Annotated in this window: 13 protein-coding genes; 3 read left to right on the top strand and 10 right to left on the bottom strand. The window is 71.9% G+C overall.

The window, feature by feature from the left end; translation table 11 throughout:
• Positions 1-112: 112 nt before the first annotated feature.
• From AC5JJ1_RS01655 to AC5JJ1_RS01670, 4 genes are all read right to left on the bottom strand, one after another.
• Positions 113-2,581: a glycogen/starch/alpha-glucan phosphorylase gene (locus AC5JJ1_RS01655; RefSeq protein ID WP_495783358.1), complete on the bottom strand. Its 2,469-nt coding sequence runs from the start codon at positions 2,579-2,581 to the stop codon at positions 113-115.
• 94 nt (positions 2,582-2,675) lie between these two features.
• Entirely contained in the window at positions 2,676-3,494 is an 819-nt protein-coding gene (locus AC5JJ1_RS01660) for an ABC transporter substrate-binding protein (protein WP_495783359.1), read from the bottom strand.
• On the bottom strand, positions 3,491-4,180 hold the full coding sequence (locus AC5JJ1_RS01665) for an ATP-binding cassette domain-containing protein (protein WP_495783360.1): 690 nt from the start codon (positions 4,178-4,180) through the stop codon (positions 3,491-3,493). The genes AC5JJ1_RS01660 and AC5JJ1_RS01665 overlap by 4 nt, the downstream gene beginning before the upstream one ends.
• Positions 4,180-4,884, bottom strand: a complete 705-nt coding sequence (locus tag AC5JJ1_RS01670; RefSeq protein ID WP_495783361.1) for an ABC transporter permease — start codon at positions 4,882-4,884, stop codon at positions 4,180-4,182. Before AC5JJ1_RS01670 ends, AC5JJ1_RS01665 begins: the two co-directional genes overlap by 1 nt.
• Before the next feature lie 109 nt (positions 4,885-4,993).
• Here AC5JJ1_RS01670 and AC5JJ1_RS01675 point away from each other — a divergent pair, with 109 nt between their 5' ends.
• Positions 4,994-5,482 carry a CinA family protein gene (locus AC5JJ1_RS01675; RefSeq protein ID WP_495783362.1) on the top strand — a complete coding sequence of 163 codons (489 nt, stop codon included), beginning with the start codon at positions 4,994-4,996 and terminating at the stop codon, positions 5,480-5,482.
• Positions 5,479-6,237, top strand: a complete 759-nt coding sequence (locus AC5JJ1_RS01680) for a VOC family protein (RefSeq protein ID WP_495783363.1) — start codon at positions 5,479-5,481, stop codon at positions 6,235-6,237. Before AC5JJ1_RS01675 ends, AC5JJ1_RS01680 begins: the two co-directional genes overlap by 4 nt.
• Here AC5JJ1_RS01680 and AC5JJ1_RS01685 read toward each other — a convergent pair.
• The 4 genes from AC5JJ1_RS01685 to AC5JJ1_RS01700 form a co-directional block, all read right to left on the bottom strand.
• Positions 6,227-7,000 (bottom strand): short-chain dehydrogenase/reductase, encoded by a 774-nt coding sequence (locus AC5JJ1_RS01685; RefSeq protein WP_495783364.1) that lies wholly within the window; start codon positions 6,998-7,000, stop codon positions 6,227-6,229. The two genes, AC5JJ1_RS01680 and AC5JJ1_RS01685, sit on opposite strands and share 11 nt — an antisense overlap.
• 30 nt (positions 7,001-7,030) lie before the next feature.
• On the bottom strand, positions 7,031-8,551 hold the full coding sequence (locus tag AC5JJ1_RS01690) for a TolC family protein (protein WP_495783365.1): 1,521 nt from the start codon (positions 8,549-8,551) through the stop codon (positions 7,031-7,033).
• Positions 8,548-11,694 carry an efflux RND transporter permease subunit gene (locus tag AC5JJ1_RS01695; RefSeq protein WP_495783366.1) on the bottom strand — a complete coding sequence of 1,049 codons (3,147 nt, stop codon included), beginning with the start codon at positions 11,692-11,694 and terminating at the stop codon, positions 8,548-8,550. Before AC5JJ1_RS01695 ends, AC5JJ1_RS01690 begins: the two co-directional genes overlap by 4 nt.
• 86 nt (positions 11,695-11,780) lie before the next feature.
• Entirely contained in the window at positions 11,781-13,160 is a 1,380-nt protein-coding gene (locus AC5JJ1_RS01700; protein ID WP_495783367.1) for an efflux RND transporter periplasmic adaptor subunit, read from the bottom strand.
• A 260-nt stretch (positions 13,161-13,420) separates the two neighbouring features.
• On the opposite strand from AC5JJ1_RS01700, the gene AC5JJ1_RS01705 reads away from it, so the two are divergent.
• A complete protein-coding gene (locus AC5JJ1_RS01705; protein ID WP_495783368.1) occupies positions 13,421-14,617 on the top strand; it encodes a Zn-dependent hydrolase in 1,197 nt (398 codons plus the stop codon).
• A gap of 4 nt (positions 14,618-14,621) precedes the next feature.
• On the opposite strand, the gene AC5JJ1_RS01710 is transcribed toward AC5JJ1_RS01705, so the two are convergent.
• Both AC5JJ1_RS01710 and AC5JJ1_RS01715 read right to left on the bottom strand, forming a co-directional pair.
• The gene (locus AC5JJ1_RS01710; RefSeq protein WP_495783369.1) at positions 14,622-15,134 is read right to left on the bottom strand and encodes a GNAT family N-acetyltransferase; all 513 of its coding nucleotides are present in this window, start codon (positions 15,132-15,134) and stop codon (positions 14,622-14,624) included.
• A 4-nt stretch (positions 15,135-15,138) separates the two neighbouring features.
• Entirely contained in the window at positions 15,139-16,677 is a 1,539-nt protein-coding gene (locus tag AC5JJ1_RS01715) for an acetolactate synthase large subunit (RefSeq protein WP_495783370.1), read from the bottom strand.
• Positions 16,678-16,725: the final 48 nt, after the last annotated feature.

Raw genomic sequence — 16,725 nt, forward strand, 5'->3', positions numbered from 1 at the left:
TGTCTCCCCCCATTGGCGACCGGATGAGATTGCCGGGAATTCGATCCGCGCGACAGTTGCGAATCGACACTCCCATCATCACGCCCGCGTCGCCCAAGGGGTGGAGCGGCGCCTATTTCCGCACCGGCACCCGCCAGATCTCCTCGGCATATTCCCGGATCGTCCGGTCGGAGGAGAACCAGCCCATATTCGCGGTATTGAGGATGGCCGAGCGCTGCCAGGCCGCCTCGTCCGACCAGCGCGCCGCGACGTCGCGCTGCGCCTCGAAATAGGCGTCGAAATCGGCCGCGACCATGAAGTAGTCGCTGCCGCAGAGCGCATCCACGAGGTCCGTGTAGCGGCTGCGGTCATCCGGCGAGAAGACGCCCGAGCGCACCGCCTCCAGCACCTCGGACAGCCGCGGCGAGGCCTCGACCGCCGCCGAGCCCTGGATGCCGTCGCGCCGCCGCTGCTCCACTTCCTCGGTCGTCATGCCGAAGATGAAGATGTTCTCGGCGCCGACATGCTCCAGCATCTCGACATTGGCGCCGTCCAGCGTGCCGATGGTGAGCGCGCCGTTGAGCCCGAGCTTCATGTTGCCCGTGCCCGAGGCTTCCATCCCCGCCGTCGAGATCTGCTCGGAGAGGTCGGCCGCCGGCACGATGATCTCGGCGAGCGAGACGTTGTAGTTCGGCATGAAGGCGACCTTCAGCAGGTTCCGCACCGTGGGGTCGCTGTTGATGACCCGCGCCACGTCATGCGCCAGCTTGATGATCTGCTTCGCCCGGTGGTAGCTCGCCGCCGCCTTGCCGGCGAAGATCTTGACCCGCGGCACCCAGTCCCGCGTCGGCTGCGAGCGGATCGCGTCATAGAGCGCGATGGTCTCGAGCACGTTCAGCAGCTGCCGCTTGTACTCGTGGATGCGCTTGATCTGCACGTCGAACATGGCATGCGGGTCGACGCGGATGTCGAGCTGGCTGCGGATCAGCGCCGCCAGCGCCTCCTTGTTCTGCCGCTTCACGGCGAGGAACCTCGCCTGGAAGGCGGCATCGCCGGCCAGCGGCGCCAGCGCCTTCAGCGCCTCCGGCTCGTCGAGGAAGCGCGGCCCGATCGTCTCGGCGAGCAGCCCCGTCAGCCCCGGGTTGCACTGCTGCAGCCAGCGCCGGAAGGTGACGCCATTGGTCTTGTTGACGACCTTACCCGGCTCCAGCTGGTGGAAATCCTTGAAGACGGTCTTCTTCAGGAGGTCGCTGTGCAGCGCCGAGACGCCGTTCACCTTGTGCGAGCCGACGAAGGCGAGGTGCCCCATCCGCACCCGCCTGCCATGTCCCTCCTCGATCAGCGAGACGGAGGAGAGCAGGCGGTGGTCGGCGGGATGCGCCGCCCGCACCCGGTCCAGGTGGAAGGCGTTGATCAGGTAGATGATCTGCATGTGGCGCGGCAGCAGCCGCTCCATCAACGGCACCGCCCAGCTCTCCAGCGCCTCCGGCAGCAGGGTGTGGTTGGTGTAGCTGACCGTGCCCTGGGTGATCTCCCAGGCCTCGTCCCAGGGGATGCCGTGCAGGTCGACGCAGATGCGCATCAGCTCGGCGATGGCGATCGCCGGATGCGTGTCGTTGAGCTGGATCGACACCCTGTCCGGCAGCGACCTCAGGTCGCCATAGACGCGGAGGTGCCGGCGCACCAGGTCCTGCAGCGCGGCGGAGGCGAAGAAGTATTCCTGCTTCAGCCGCAACTCCTGCCCCGCCGGGCTCTCGTCGGAGGGGTAGAGCACCTTGCAGATGCTCTCCTGCCGCACCCGGTCGGCCAGCGCGCCGACATGGTCGCCCCAGTTGAAGGCATCGAGCTTCAGCGGATCCGCCGCCCGCGCCGACCACAGCCGCAGCGTGTTCACGTGCTCGCCGCGCCAGCCGACCACCGGCGTGTCGTAGGCGACGGCCTGGACCGTCTCGGCCGGATGCCAGACATGGCGCATCCGCGCCTCGGAGACGATCACCGCCTCGACGCTGCCGCCGAAGCCGATGTCATAGGCGATCTCCGGCCGGGCATATTCCCAAGGGTTGCCGAAATTGAGCCAGTCCTCCGGGTATTCCTGCTGCCAGCCGTCGCGGATGATCTGGCGGAACAGCCCGTGCTCGTAGCGGATGCCGTAGCCGAAGGCGGGGATGGAGAGGCTCGCCATGCTCTCCATGAAGCAGGCGGCGAGCCGGCCGAGGCCGCCATTGCCGAGCGCCGCATCCGGCTCCGCCTGGCGCACCTTCTCGAAATCGACGCCAAGCGGCGCCAGCGCCTCGGCCACCATCTCGGCCAGGCCGAGATTGGTCACGCCATCCCGCAGCAGCCGGCCGATCAGGAATTCGAGCGACAGGTAGTAGACCTGCTTCTGCCCGCCCTCATAGGCGGCGCGCGTCACGCTCAGCCAGCGGTCGATGATCCGGTCCCTGACGGCCAGCGCCGTCGCCATGAACCAGTCGCGGTCGCGCGCGCCCGCCTGGCTCTTGCCGAGGTCGTAGGTGAGCTTGCGGACGATGGCGGCCCGCAAGGTCTCGGCATCGAGCGCCTCGGCCGGAACCGGAACGAAAGAATTGGCCAGCGTGTCCACGGATTTCCAACCTCTTGCAGGGACCCTGGCGGCACCGCCGCACCATTCACGCAATAGTGCCAGACCCTTGCGTGAAACTGAACCGGCATCGTGCTCAGCCCGGTTCGTTGGCATTGGGGAAGAAAAGCTGCTCGCCGCCGATCCGGTACCCGGCGATGGCGGCCTGTCCGGCCGGGCCGGTGATCCAATCGATGAAGGCCTGCGCTTCCCCGGCCTTTACCGCGGGATGACGCTGCGGGCTAACGGGCAGAACGCCGTACTGGTTCAGCAGCCGGGCATCTCCTTCCACCAGGATTTTCAGCCCCTGCCGGTTGCGGAAGGCGAGCCAGGTGCCGCGGTCGGCCAGCAGATAGGCCTCCTGCGCGGCGGCGGTGTTGAGCGCCGGCCCCATCCCCTGCCCCACTTCGCGGTACCACTGCCCGCGGCCCCGGACCGGATCGATCCCCGCCTCCTGCCAAAGCCGCAGCTCCGCCCCATGCGTCCCGCTGCGGTCGCCGCGCGAGACGAAGGGGAGTCGCTTCGTTGCGATGCGGCGCAGCGCCTCCGCCACGTCGCGCGTGCCGGCGATGCCGGCCGGGTCCGCCGCCGGCCCGATCAGGACGAAGTCGTTGTACATCACCCCCCGCCGCGGCCCGCCATGGCCATCGGCGACGAAGCGCTCCTCCGCCGCCCGGTCGTGCACGAGGAGGGCATCGGCATCGCCCCGCCGCCCGACATCGAGCGCCTGCCCCGTCCCGAGCGCCACGACCCGGACGCCGATGCCGGTGTCGCGGGTGAAGATCGGCAGGATATGGCCGAAGAGCCCCGACTGCTCCGTGCTGGTGGTCGAGGCCAGGGTGATGAACCGCTCCTCGGCCGCCACCGGCCGCGCGAAGCCGGTCAGCAGGAGGCCGAGCAGAAGGCGGCGTCTCACCACAGCAACTCTCCCTGGAGAAAGGCCGCGGCCTCCGCACTCGCGGGACGGGCGAAGAAGGCCGCGGCGGGGGCCTGCTCCACCACCCGCCCGCGATGCAGGAAGACCACCTCCCCGGCCAGCCGCCTGGCTTGGCCCAGATCGTGCGTGGTCATGACGAGTTTCGTCCCCCGTGCGGCGATGCGGCCGATGATCTCCTCCACCGCCCGCGTCGCCGCCGGGTCGAGGCTGGCGCTGGGCTCGTCGAGGAATAGTACCTCCGGCTCCAGCGCCGCCGCCCGAGCGAGGGCCAGCCGCTGCTGCTCGCCCCCCGAGAGGCGCCGCGCCGGCCGCCCGGCCAGGGTCGAGAGCCCGACCTCCGCCAGCGCCGCCTCCGCCCGCCGCATCCGCTCGGGCCGGGGAATGCCCGCCAGGGCCAGCGGGTACCGCACATTCGCGAGTGCCGAGCGCCGCAGCAGCACCGGCCGCTGGAAGACCATCGCCCCGCGGATCGCCGCCTCGGGCGTGATCCGACCGCTGCCCGGCCGCAGCAGCCCGTGCAGCAGCCGCAGCAGCACCGACTTCCCCGCCCCGTTCGGCCCGAGGATCAGCATCGGCGCTCCCGGCTCAATGGTGAGCGACACCCCGCTCAGGATCTCGACGCCCCCGGCGGCATAGCCGATCGATTCGGCCCGGATCGGCAGCATCAGCCGGCCCGGCGCAGCGCCACGTCACGCAGCCCCTGGGCCAGCGCATTCACCCCGAGCACGATCACCATCAGCACCAGGCCGAGGGCGAGGGCCAGCGGCAGGTCGCCCTTGCTGGTCTCGAGCGCGATGGCCGTCGTCATCGTCCGGGTGAAGCCCTCGATGTTCCCGCCGACCAGGATCACCGCCCCGACCTCGGCGCTTGCCCGCCCGAAGCCGGCGAGCAGCACGGTCAGCAGGGCGAAGCGCCCGTCCCAGAGCAGGGTCGGCACCGCCCGCCAGGGCCCGGCGCCGAAGGAGCGCAGCGCCTCGGCATATTCCTCCCACAGCGCCTCCAGCACCCCGCGGGCGAGCGCGGCGAGGATCGGTGTGATCAGCACCGCCTGGGCGATCACCATCGCCCCCGGGGTGAAGAGCAGGCCCCAGCCGCCGAGCGGCCCGGAGCGGGAGAGCAGCAGGTAGATCAGCAGCCCGGCGACCACCGGCGGCAGCCCCATCAGCGCATTCAGCGCGACGACGACGGCCCGCCGGCCCGGGAAGCGCGCCACCGCCAACAGCGCCCCGAGCGGCAGCCCGACCAGCGCCGCGATGCCGAGCGCGGCGAGGCTCACCCGCAGCGACAGGCCGAGGATGGCGAGCATCCCCGCATCCCCATCGCGGACCAGCGCGATGGCAGCCATGAAGGCGGAACCCAGATCCTGCACCACTGCTCCCCGGAAGCGGCGGGAGGGTGCTGGCGCCGGCCCCCGCGGTCAATCTCCCCTTGCGGCCGGCCGATGCGGCGGCTCTCCTGCGCTCCCGGGGAGGACCGCCATGGAAAGCCTGCTGCCCATCGCCGCCCGCGCGGGCGCGCTGCTGAAGGCCCGCGGCGAGACCATCGCCGTCGCCGAGTCCTCGGCCGGCGGCCTGGTCTCCGCCGCGCTGCTCGCGGTCCCAGGCGCCTCGGCCTATTTCCTCGGCGGCACCGTGGTCTACACGCGGACGGCGCGTGAGGCCCTGCTCGCCATCCCGCCCGAGCGGCTGAACGGCGTCCCGCCCTCCACCGAAGCCTATGCGGCGATGATGGCGGAGGGGATGCGCGCCCAGCTCGGCACGGTCTGGGCCCTCGGCGAGACCGGCGCTACGGGCCCCGCGGGGAATCGCTACGGCTACCCGGCGGGCCATGCCTGCCTCGCCGTCGCCGGTCCCGTGGCGCGGACGCTCACCGTCGAGACCGGCCATCGCGACCGCATCGCCAACATGCGCGAATTCGGCACCCGCCTGCTCGGCCTGCTGGTCGAGGCGCTGGAGGCGGCGCCATGACCGGGTATTTCGCCTGGCACGAGCTGATGGTCCCCGACCCCGCCGCCGCGGCCGCCTTCTATGGCGCCGTGGCCGGCTGGGGCAGGCGCGACGCCTCGACCGAGGCCCAGCCCTACACCCTCCTCACCGCCGAGGACCGGCCCGCCGCCGGCCTCCTCCCGCTGACGCCGGAGGATCGCGCCAAGGGCACCCTCCCCGGCTGGATCGGCCATGTGCTGGTCGCGGACCTCGAGGAGACCCTCGCCCGCGCCGCCTCGCTTGGCGCCACGATCCTCGTGCCGCCCCGCGCCATCGAGATCGGCCGCTTCGCCGTGATCGTCGATCCACAAGGTGCCGTCCTCGCCCTCTTCGCCGGCACCCTGCCGCCGCCGCCCATGGGCAGCCCGGGCCATGTCGGCTGGAACGAGCTGGCGGCGACCGACTGGCCCGCCGCATTCGAATTCTACGCCACCCTCTTCGGCTGGCAGCGGCTGGAGGCGGTGGATATCGGCCCGATGGGCACCTACCAGACCTTCGGCCCCAGCGGCGGCCCGGCGATCGGCGGCATGTTCAACCGCCCGTCCGCCATTCCCCGCCCCTTCTGGGCCTTCTACATCGTCGCCGGTGACATCGACGCGGCAGGCGAGCGGGTCCGCACCGCCGGCGGCCAGGTGGCCAACGGGCCGATGGCTGTGCCGGGCGGCGCCTGGATCCTGCACGGGCTCGACCCGCAGGGCGCCTTCTTCGCCCTGCTTGGGACGCGCGCTACCCCCTGAACTGCGCGCCCGCATCCACGTCGATCGTCGTGCCGGAGAGGTAGCCGCCGCGGGGGCTAGCGCAGAACACGGCGAGGTCGGCGATCTCCTCCGGCTTGCCCGCGCGGCCGAGCGGCAGCCCGGCCAGCATCTCCTCCCAGCGGCCCTCGTCGCCGAATTTCGTCTTCGCCCGCGACTTGGAGAGGGCGATGATCCGGTCCGTCATCGTCGCCCCCGGCGCGATGCCGACCACGCGGACGCCCTTGTCGGTCGACTTGCCGCCGAGCGCCGCGGTGAAGGCGATCAGCGCCGCGTTGCCCGAGGCGCCGCAGATATAGTCCGCCCGCGGCGCCCGCCCGGCCATGCCGATGATGTTGACGACGGTGCCCGCACCCTTCGCCTCCATCCGCGGCACATAGAGCCGGCAGAGATGGATGTAGCCGAAGACCTTCAGCGCCCAGGCCTCCTGCCAGCGGGCGAGGTCGATATCGGCGAGCGTCCCGCCCGGGATGGCGCCGGCATTGTTCACCAGCACGTCGATGTCGGGATGCGCCGCCGCCAGCGCCTCCCGCGCCCCCGCATCGCCGAGATCCCCCACATGGATGGCGATGTTGACGTTGTGCCGCCCGCGGATGCCCTCCGCCGCCCGCTCCAGCGCCGCCGCGTCGCGCGAGGCGAGCACCAGGTCGCATCCCTCGGCCGCGAAGGCCCCGGCGCAGGCAAGGCCGATCCCCTTCGACCCGCCGGTGACCAGCACCCGCTTGCCGGCAATCCCCATCTCCATGGCGTATTCCTCCCGCTCAGGGCGGGAAGCCTACAGCCGCGGCGCGACGCCCGACACCCCGCTCGCCTGCTCCAGCTGGGACAGCGCCAGGAGATAGGCATAGCGCGCCTGGTTCGCCTGCACGCGCGTCGCGTTCAGCACGCGGAGCGCATCCAGCACGTCGAGCAGCGTCCGCCCGCCGGCGACATAGGCCTGCTCGGTGCTGCGATAGGCCTCCTCCGCCCGGCCGAGCGCGCCGCCGGCATAGAGGTTCAGCAGCGCCCGCGCCTGCTCCACCCCCGCCCAGGCCGCGGCGAACTCGGCCCGCGCCTGCAGCAGCGTCGCCCGCGACAGCGCATCCGCCTGGCCCTGCTGCGCGGCCGCCGCCGCAATGTTTCCCTCGACGATGCGGGAGGTGAAGATCGGCACCGAGAGCTGCAGGCCGAAGCTGTTCAGGGCATCCAGCCGGTCCCGCGAATCGGGCAGGTCCTGCGACAGCGCCGAGCGGCTCCAGCCCGCATCCACCGTGACGTCGCGCGAGCGGCTCGCCTCGGCGAGCTGCCGGTTGGCCGCCGCCGCGGCGGCCTGCCGCTCGGCCGCCACCACGTCGGGCCGGCTGAGCACGCCCTGCGCCAGCGCCTCCCGCCCGATGCCGAGATCGGGGACGGCGTCGAACCGGCCGCGTACGTCGAAGGCCACCGGCGACAGGATGGTGCGCACCGCGGTCGGCGCGCTGGCCGGCCCCGCCGGCGTCCCCGTCCGCCCCTGCTGCCCGGGCGGCGGCGCCAGCGCGCCCGTCGCCGCCGGGTTGATGCCGAGCGAGGAGAGCGTCCCCGCCCCCGGCGTGAACACCGCCGGATCGGCCGAGAGCAGCGCCGCCACGGCCGCGATGCCCGCCGCATAGGCCTGGGCGTTGCTCGTCACGTCGCCCTCGAACTGCAGCCGGCTCGCCTGGAAGCGCAGCAGGTCGCCCTCGGGGATGGCGCCGTCGCGGAACTGTCGCCGCAGCAGCTGCTCCGTCCGGTCGAGGCTCGCCCGGTTGCCGAGCGCGACCTCGAGGTTGGCCCGCGCCAGCAGCGCGCCGAGGAAGGCCTGGCGGAGCTGGAAGAGCTGGGTGCGCAGCGCGTCCAGCACCTGCGCCTCCGCCCCCTCGATCTGCCGCTCGGCGAAGCGGGTGCGGAGCGTCCGCTTGCCGCCGCGCTCCACCAGGACGGTGAGGCCGACGCTGATGTTCTTCGCCGGGCTGAGGTAGCGGGCGCCGCGCAGCGCGCCGTTCCGCGTCTCGCCGAACTGGGCGAAGCTGTTGCCGACCGAGACGGTGGGCGCCGGCCGCGAGGAGGCCACCAGTCGCTGCGCCCGCGCCGCGTCCACCCCGCGCCGCGCCGCGATCACGGCGAGGTTGCGCTCGACAAGCGCCGCCTCCGCCTCGTCGAGGGAGAGCGGGCGGGCGCCCGGCCCGATCGGCAGCGGCATCATGCCCGGCGGCGGTGCGGCGGGAGGCGTCTGAGCCTGGACGGGAAGGCCGGAGAGCAGGGCGCAGCCGAGCAGGGCCGCGCGGAAGGACAGCCTCATGCCCGCACCGCTCCGCCCGGGGCCGCCGCCTCGGCCCGGCGGATATGCCGCGGCTTGCCGAAGAGGTCGATCATCGCCGGGAAGACCACCAGGATGAAGAGCGGCACCAGCCCGATCCCACCCACCACGACCAGCGCCAGAGGCTTCTGCACGTCAGCGCCGATGCCGGTCGCCAGCGCCATCGGCAGCAGCCCGGTGAAGCTGGCGAAGCAGGTCATGAAGACGGGCCGCATCCGGTCCCGCCCAGCCTGGTCGAGCGCGGTGCGCCAGGGCATCCCCTCCAGCCGCAGGTGGTTGAAATGGGAGAGCATGATGATGCCTTCCATCACGGTGATGCCGAAGAGCGCGAGGAAGCCGATGGCCGCCGGCACGCTGAAGTTGAGCCCCGCCACGGCCAGCGCCGCGATGCCGCCGGTGATCGACATCGGTACGATGCCGAAAACCAGCAGCGTCTCGCGCAGCGTGTTGAACTGCACGTACAACAAAACGAGGATCAACGCGAGCGCGGCCGGCACCACCACCAGCAGCCGGCCGATCGCCTCCTGGAGGTTGCGGAACTCGCCCAGCCAGTCGAGCCGGTAGCCGGGCGGCAGCTCCACCCGGGCGGCGACGAGGGCCTGCGCCTCGGCGACGGTGCTCGCCGGGTCCCGCCCGCGCACGCTGAAGCGGATCGGCACGTAGCGCGAGGCATCCTCCCGGTAGATGTAGGAGACGCCGGAGACCAGCTTGATCTCCGCCACGTCGGAGAGCGTCGCCCCGCGCAGCCCGCCGACGGGAATGCGCCCGATCGCCTCCAGGCTGTCGCGGTAGGGCGCGTCCAGCCGCACGACGATCGGGAAATTGCGGTCGCCGCCCGGCTCGTAGAGCCGCCCCGCCTCGCGCCCGCCGATCGCCGCCTGGACCACCTCGTTCACGTCGTCGACCGCGAGCCCGTAGCGCGCCGCCCGCGCCCGGTCGATCTGCACCGCGACCGTCGGCTGGCCGAGCGAGCGGAAGACGGCGAGGTCCGCCACACCCTCGACGCCCGCCATCACATGGCGGATCTCCTCCGCCTTGCGGGCGATGATGTCGAGCTCCGGCCCGTAGACCTTGACGGCATTGGCACCCTTCACGCCGGAGGCCGCCTCCTGGACGTTGTCGCTGATCGCCTGGGAATAGCTGAACTCGACGCCGACGAAGCGGCCGGACAGGCGCTCCTGCATGGCGCGGACCAGCCCGTCGCGGTTCGGCGCCGTGGTCCAGGCGTCCGGCGGCTTCAGGGGGAGGAAGAACTCCGCATTGAAGAAGCCGGCGCTGTCCGTCCCGTCATCCGGCCGGCCCTGCTGCGAGGTGGCGGTGATCACCTCGGGGAACTCCATCAGCGTCCGGCGGATGCGGTTGACCGTGTCGTTGCCCTCCTCGAGGCTGATCGTCCCCGGCATGGAAGCGCGGACCCAGAGGTTGCCCTCCTCCAGCGTCGGCAGGAACTCGGCGCCGAGCTGCGCCATCAGGAGAAGCGAGCCGGCGAAGAGCGCGGCCGCCAGCAGCAGGCAGAGGGCGCGGGCCCGCATCGCCGCGGCATAGAGCCGGCTGTGCCCCCAGCGGAGCGCCCGGACCAGCAGCGTGTCGCGCTCCTTGCTGTCCTCGCGCAGCAGGGCGGCGGCGAGCGCGGGCGTGATGGTGAAGGTCGCCAGCAGCGCGCCGATGATCGCATAGGCATAGGTCTTCGACATCGGGCCGAAGATGCGCCCCTCGATCCCGCCCAGGGTGAAGAGCGGGATGAAGGCGGCGATGATGATCAGCGCCGAGAAGAAGATCGCCTTGTCGACCTCGCCGGCCGCCCGCAGCACGGTCAGCGACAGGCCCGAGAGCTCCCGCGAATTGGCCGGGGCGATGTAGCGGTGCGCCGGGTTCCGGCTGAGGCCGAGGTGGCGGTAGATGTTCTCGACCATGATGACGGTCGCATCCACCAAGAGGCCGAAGTCGAGCGCGCCGAGGCTGAGCAGGTTGGCGCTCTCGCCGCGTGCCATCATCAGCAGGATCGCGAAGAGGAAGGCGAAGGGCACCGTCGCCGCCACCACCAGGGCGCCGCGGAAGTCGCCGAGGAAGAGCCACTGGATGATGAGGATGAGGGCGACGCCCTCGATGATGTTGTGGACGACCGTGCGGGTGGTGATCTTCACCAGGTCCTCGCGGTCGTAGAGCGGCACGATCTTGACGCCGGGCGGCAGCACGCCCCCGGCGTTGACCCGCGCCACCTCCTCCTGCACGCCGCGGATGGTCGGCAGGGTCTGCTCGCCGCGCCGCATCAGCACGGTAGCCAGCACCACGTCGTCGTTGTTCTCCTGGCCGGCGATGCCGAGCCGCGGCAGGTTGCCGATCTCGACCGTCGCCACGTCGCCGAGCAGGACAGGCACGCCGCCCTCGGCCGAGACGACGACGCTGCGGATGTCGTCGAGGCCGCGGATCAGCCCGATCCCTTGCACCACCGCCGCCTGCGGCCCGATGCGGATGGTGCCCGCGCCCACCGTCGCATTGCCCGCCCGCACCGACTGGATCACCTGCGGCAGGGTCAGGCCGAGGGCCGCGATCCGCCTGAGGTCGACGACGACGTTGTAGCTCTTGGTCAGGCCACCGAAGGAGGTGACGTCGACGACGCCCGGGACGCGCTTGAAGCGCCGGTCGAGCACCCATTCCTGCAGGGTCTTGAGGTCGGCGAGCGAGTAGCCGGGCGGGCCGATCAGCCGGTAGCGCATGATCTCGCCGATCGGCGAGAGCGGGCTGATCTGCGGCTGCACGCCCTCCGGCAGCCCGCTGAGCTGGCCGAGCCGGTTCAGCACCTGCTGCAGCGCCTGGTCGTAGGTGTAGTTGAAGTTGAACTGCACCCGCACGTCGGAGAGGCCGAAGAGGCTGGTCGAGCGGACGGAGGTGAGGTTGGGCAGCCCCGCCATCGCCACCTCGACGGGGATGGAGACGTAGCGCTCGATCTCCTCGGCGCTCTGCCCCGGGTTCTGGGTGATGATCACCACCTGGGGCGGCACCGGGTCCGGATAGGCCTCGATGTTCAGCTTGGTGAAGGCGACCAGCCCGACGATGATGAAGGTAAAGAACAGGAGAATGACCAGCGGCCGGCGCTGGAGGGAGAAGGCGACAATCTGACGCATGCTGGTCTTTCCGACATTGCCGGGGCAGCCGGCTTCTTATTCTGCCCCGGATGGCCTCCTGGCGGCCATGCTTTTGCGGCGGCGGCTCAGTCGATGCGCGCCGCGCGGTCGATGAAGAGCGCGCCGCCGGTGACGACCCGGTCGCCCGCCTTCAGCCCCTCGGTCACCTCCACCATGTCGCCCGAGCGGATGCCGGGCTTGATGCGGCGGAGGATGAAGCGGTTGTCGTCGAGGGCGAGCCAGACGCTCGCCTCGGCGCCGCGGTAGATGATGGAGTTGACGGGGACGCCGACATTCTGCTCGCCCTCGCCGACCGAGATGCGGAAGGTGGCGAACATCTCGGGCTTCAGCAGGTGCTCGGGGTCCAGCACCTCGGCGCGGACGGTGAGGCGCCGCGTGGTCGCGTCGAGGCCGGTGCCCATGGTGGCGATGCGCGCCTCGAAGCGGTGGCCCGGCAGGGCGCCGACGCTGACATCGACCGGCTGGCCGATCCTGATCATCGGCGCGTCCAGCTCCCGCACCGCCGCGACGAGCCACATGGTGGAGAGGTCGGCGATGGTGAAGACCGGGTCGGAGGCGCCGGTCGAGAGCCACTGGCCCGGGCCGACGCGGCGCTGCACGACGGTGCCGCCGATCGGCGCCTTCACCGGCACCACGGCATTGACCATGCGGGTCTGCTCGATCCGGGCGATCTCGTCCATGCTGCGGCCGAGCACGCGGAGCTTGTCGCGCGAGGCGGAGAGCGTCGCCTCCGCGCTGCGGAGGTCGGCCATGGCGGTCATGGCGGCGGTGCGGGCCTGCTCCACGTCGCGCTGCGAGGCGGCGCGGGCGCCGAACAGGCTGACCTGCCGCGCCTCCTCGCGCCGCGCCTGGTCGAGCGTCGCGCGGGCCTTGTTGGCGGCATCGGAGGCGGACAGCAGGTCGTTGGCGGCGCCGGCGAGGTCGGTGGTCTCGATCTCGAGGATGGTGTCGCCCGCCTTCACCTCGTCGCCCATGCGGACCAGGACGCGGACGACGCGGCCGTTATAGGGCGAGAAGACGGGGGTGGAGCGGTCCTCGTTGTAGGCGATGCGGCCTTCCGCCACGCGCTCGGCGCGGAAGGCGTGGGAGTGCATCTCCTCGATCCTGAGCGCCCGCATCTCGGTATCGGACAGGCGGAACTCGCCCTGGGTCAGCGGTTCGGTCTGGGTGGCGGCGGGGGAGGTCGGGATGGCCCCGGCGGCCTTGCGGGACTGGTCGTACCAGTAGTAGCCACCGGCCGCCGCGGCGAGGACCAGCCCGAGCGCCAGCCAGAGCCTGCCACGGCCGCGCGGCGCCTCGGCCGGTTCCGGGGCCGGCTGCGGGGCAGCCGCCGCGCTGGCTTCGGGCAGCGGCTTCTGGGCTGCGGCGGCCTGCAGGCTCAAGGCGTCCACCGTCGATGCGAAACCATCGGTCCCCTTCGGCGGCGGCAGGTGTGTGGCGTTCATGGCGTTCCCGGACCTGGCGAAGCGTTTTTTTCCGTCGTTCCCCGGCGTGCCTCTGGCAGCGCCTTGCGGCCGGGCTGGTCCGGCTCCGTCATGATGCATCATGCACGGCCTGGACTTACAGAGACATTGGGCAAAACCTGAAACCTAGGCCATCTCTTATACGCTTTATGGGTGATAAATCTCGCGAATAAGACGAGTTGCGGAACCTCCCCGTCGACCGGGTAGCATCGCCGCGTCGCCTGCCGTGAAGGAGCGCGCCCGTGCCTCTCGATACCGCCCGATTTCTCGCAGATCTGGACCGGCTGCGGCAGATCGGCACCTGCCGCACCGGCGTGCACCGCCCGACCTTCGGCGCCGAGGACATGGAGAGCCGGCGCTGGCTCGCCGGGGCCATGGAGGCGGCGGGGCTCGAGGCGCGGATCGACGGCCTCGGCAATGTCCTCGGCCGCCACCGCGGGCCCGGGCCGCACCTGCTGGCGGGAAGCCATATCGAGACGCAGAACCAGGCCGGCTGGCTGGACGGCGTGCTGGGCGTGGTCGCGGCGCTGGAGCTCGCCCGCGCCGGGCTGCCGGTCGATGTCTGCGCCTATGCGGATGAGGAGGGGCATTGGGGCGATTTCCTCGGCAGCCGCAGCCTCACCGGCGCGGTGGATGAGGCGGAGCTCGATGCGGCGCGCAACCGCCATGACGGCAGGCCGCTGCGCGAGGCGCTGCGGGAGGCGGGGCTCGCCGGGTGCCCGCGGCTTCACCTGGAGCCCGGGCGGTACAAGGGGGCCTTCGAGCTACACATAGAGCAGGGAACGCAGCTCGAGCGCTCCGGGATGCGCATCGGCGTGGTGACGGGCATCGTCGGCATCCGCTCCTGGCGGATCACCGTCACCGGCCAGCAGGACCACACGGGCGGGACCACCATGGCAGAGCGGCGGGATGCCGGGCTCACGGCGGTGCGGCTGCTGGCGGCGCTCGATGCGGCAATGCCGATGGCCGCCGGCGAGCGCAGCGTCTGGACCACCGGCCGCATCCTGCTCGAGCCGAACGCGCCGATGATCATCCCCGGGCGGGCCGAGATCGTCTTCTCCTTCCGTGACCTGTCGCCCGAGGTGATGGACCGGATGGAGGACTGCCTCCGCCGCGTGGTGCAGGAGAGCAACCGGCGGGAGCGCTGCCCCGCGGTGCTGGAGCCGATCAGCCAGACCGCCCCCTCCCCTTGCGACCCGGCGATGCGGGCGGCGCTGCGCGAGGCGGCGGAGGCGCTCTGCCCCGGCGCCTGGGCGGAGATGCCGAGCGGGGCGATCCATGACAGCCAGATCCTCGCCCGCGTCATGCCGGTGGCGATGCTCTTCGTCCCCTCGATCGGCGGCATCAGCCATCACTGGGCGGAGGACACGAAGCGGGAGGACCTGGCGCTCGGGATGGAGGTGCTGTTCGAGGGCGCGCGGCGCTTCCTGGAGGCCTGAGGCCTCAGCGGCGGGACTGGCCCCAAATCTCGTACTCGCCCTCATGCGGGACGGGGAGGCTGCCGAGGCCGCGGCAGGTCGAGCCGAGGCGCGCCGCCAGCGCCCGGGAGGGCGCGTTCTCGGCCCGGATCACATGGATGACCTCCGGCCAGTCGAGCGTCCCGAAGCTCCAGGCGATCGCGGCCCGGGCCGCCTCCTCGGCATAGCCCTGGCCCCAGGCGGTGCGGACCAGCCCCCAGCCGACCTCGGCGCCCGGCCAGCCATGCGGCCGCCAGGGGCCGACGCGCCCGATCCAGCGCCCCGTCTCCCGCTCGATCACCGAGAACATGCCGAAGCCGTGTAACGCCCAGGAGCCGGCGACGGTGGCGAGGCCGCGCCAGGCCCCGAGCGGGGTCTGCACCCCGCCGATGAAGCGGGCCGAGGCCTCGTCGCCCATCAGCTCGATCCAGCCGGCGAGGTCCTCCTCGCGCGGCGGGCGGAGGAGGAGGCGCGCGGTCTCGAGGCGCGGGCCGTCCATGTCGTCAGATCATCAGCTCGATCAGGAAGGGGCCGGGGCGGGCGAAGCTCTGCGCCATAAGGTCGCCGAGCGCCTCGAGCGTCGTCGCCTGCGCCGCCTCGACACCCATGGAATTGGCGAGCTGGACCCAGCCGATATCGGGGTTGCCGAGGTCGAGCATGTCCATCGCCGTCCGCCCCGGATTGGCGCCGACATTCTGGTACTCGCCGAGCAGGATCTGGTACTTGCGGTTGGAGAGCAGCACGGTCGTCACCGGCAGCTTCTCGCGCGCCTGGGTCCAGAGGCCCTGGACCGTGTACATGGCGCTGCCGTCGGCCTGCAGGCCGATGACGCGGCGGCCGCCACCGGCCAGGGCTGCGCCGACCGCGACGGGGATGCCGTAGCCGATGGCGCCGCCGCAATTCTGCAGCCAGTCATGCGCCGGCGCCGCCACCGTCTCGGGGAAGAAGCCGCGGCCATAGGTGACGGATTCGTCGACCACGATCGAGCCTTCCGGCATCAGTGCGGCAACGGCGCGGGCAAGGCCCTCCGGCGAGAGGGCGCCGCGCGGCGCCTCCGGCCGGGCGCCGGCGGAGGGGATGGCGGCGGCCGGGGCGCCGAGCTCATCGGCCAGTGCGGCGAGCGCCGCTTCCGCATCCTGCTCGTAGCGGGTCAGGACATGGACAGAGGCATCGGCGGGGTAGAGGCGGCTCGGCTTGCCGGGATAGCCGAAGAAGCCGATCGGCTCCTTCGCATTGACCAGGACGAGGTGCTGGACATCGGCGAGCGCGGCCAGCGCTTGGTCCACCACATAGGGCACGCGGTCGAGCGGCAGGCGGCCCTGGCCGCGCTGGGTGCGGGCATTCGACCCCTCGGCCATCAGCCGGCAGCCGGTGGCGGCGGCGATGCGGTGGGCCTGGCGCTGCGCGCCCTCGGTCAGGGCGAGGCCGCCGAGCAGGAGCATCACGCCCTTCTTCTCGCGGAGCAGCCGGGCGGCCTGCCGGACGGCGTGCGGGTCCGCCTGCGGCGCGGCGGGGACGGGGAGCGCCTGGGCGACGACGCCGCCCTCGTTCCAGGAGCTGTCGGAGGGGAGGATGAGCGTGGCGATCTGGCCCGGCGAGGTGCGAGCGGCCTGGACGGCGGTGGCGGCATCGGCGCCGACATCCTCCGAGCGCGTCGAGGTGCGGGTCCAGGCCGAGACACCCCTCGCCCAGCCCTCGGTATCGGCGGTCAGCGGCGCGTCGAAGGGGCGGTGGTAGACCGCCTGGTCGCCGACGATGTTGACGATGCCGGAGCGGGCGCGGCGGGCGTCGTGCAGGCCGGCCAGGCCGTTGGCGAGGCCGGGGCCGCAATGCAGCAGGGTGCAGGCCGGCTTGCCGGCGATGCGCCAGTAGCCGTCCGCCGCGCCGGTGACGATGTTCTCCTGCAGGCCGAGGACGCAGCGCATGCCGGGGATGCGGTCGAGGGCTGCCACGAAATGCATCTCGCTGGTGCCGGGGTTGGAGAAGCAGACATCGACCCCTCCCCCGAGCAGGGTCTTCACCAGGCTTTCGGCTCCGTTCACGGCGCATTCCTCTCGCAGGTCTTGGGGCGCAGGGTGCAGGGGCTTGCG

Source organism: Belnapia sp. (assembly GCF_059504005.1).

Bases quoted from the DNA above. Each gene is read 5' to 3' on its own strand.
- AC5JJ1_RS01665 (WP_495783360.1), bottom strand. From the start codon at position 4,180: ATGCTGCCGATCCGGGCCGAATCGATCGGCTATGCCGCCGGGGGCGTC.
- AC5JJ1_RS01675 (WP_495783362.1), top strand. From the start codon at position 4,994: ATGGAAAGCCTGCTGCCCATCGCCGCCCGCGCGGGCGCGCTGCTGAAG.
- AC5JJ1_RS01680 (WP_495783363.1), top strand. From the start codon at position 5,479: ATGACCGGGTATTTCGCCTGGCACGAGCTGATGGTCCCCGACCCCGCC.
- AC5JJ1_RS01685 (WP_495783364.1), bottom strand. From the start codon at position 7,000: ATGGAGATGGGGATTGCCGGCAAGCGGGTGCTGGTCACCGGCGGGTCG.
- AC5JJ1_RS01690 (WP_495783365.1), bottom strand. From the start codon at position 8,551: ATGAGGCTGTCCTTCCGCGCGGCCCTGCTCGGCTGCGCCCTGCTCTCC.
- AC5JJ1_RS01695 (WP_495783366.1), bottom strand. From the start codon at position 11,694: ATGCGTCAGATTGTCGCCTTCTCCCTCCAGCGCCGGCCGCTGGTCATT.
- AC5JJ1_RS01700 (WP_495783367.1), bottom strand. From the start codon at position 13,160: ATGAACGCCACACACCTGCCGCCGCCGAAGGGGACCGATGGTTTCGCA.
- AC5JJ1_RS01710 (WP_495783369.1), bottom strand. From the start codon at position 15,134: ATGGACGGCCCGCGCCTCGAGACCGCGCGCCTCCTCCTCCGCCCGCCG.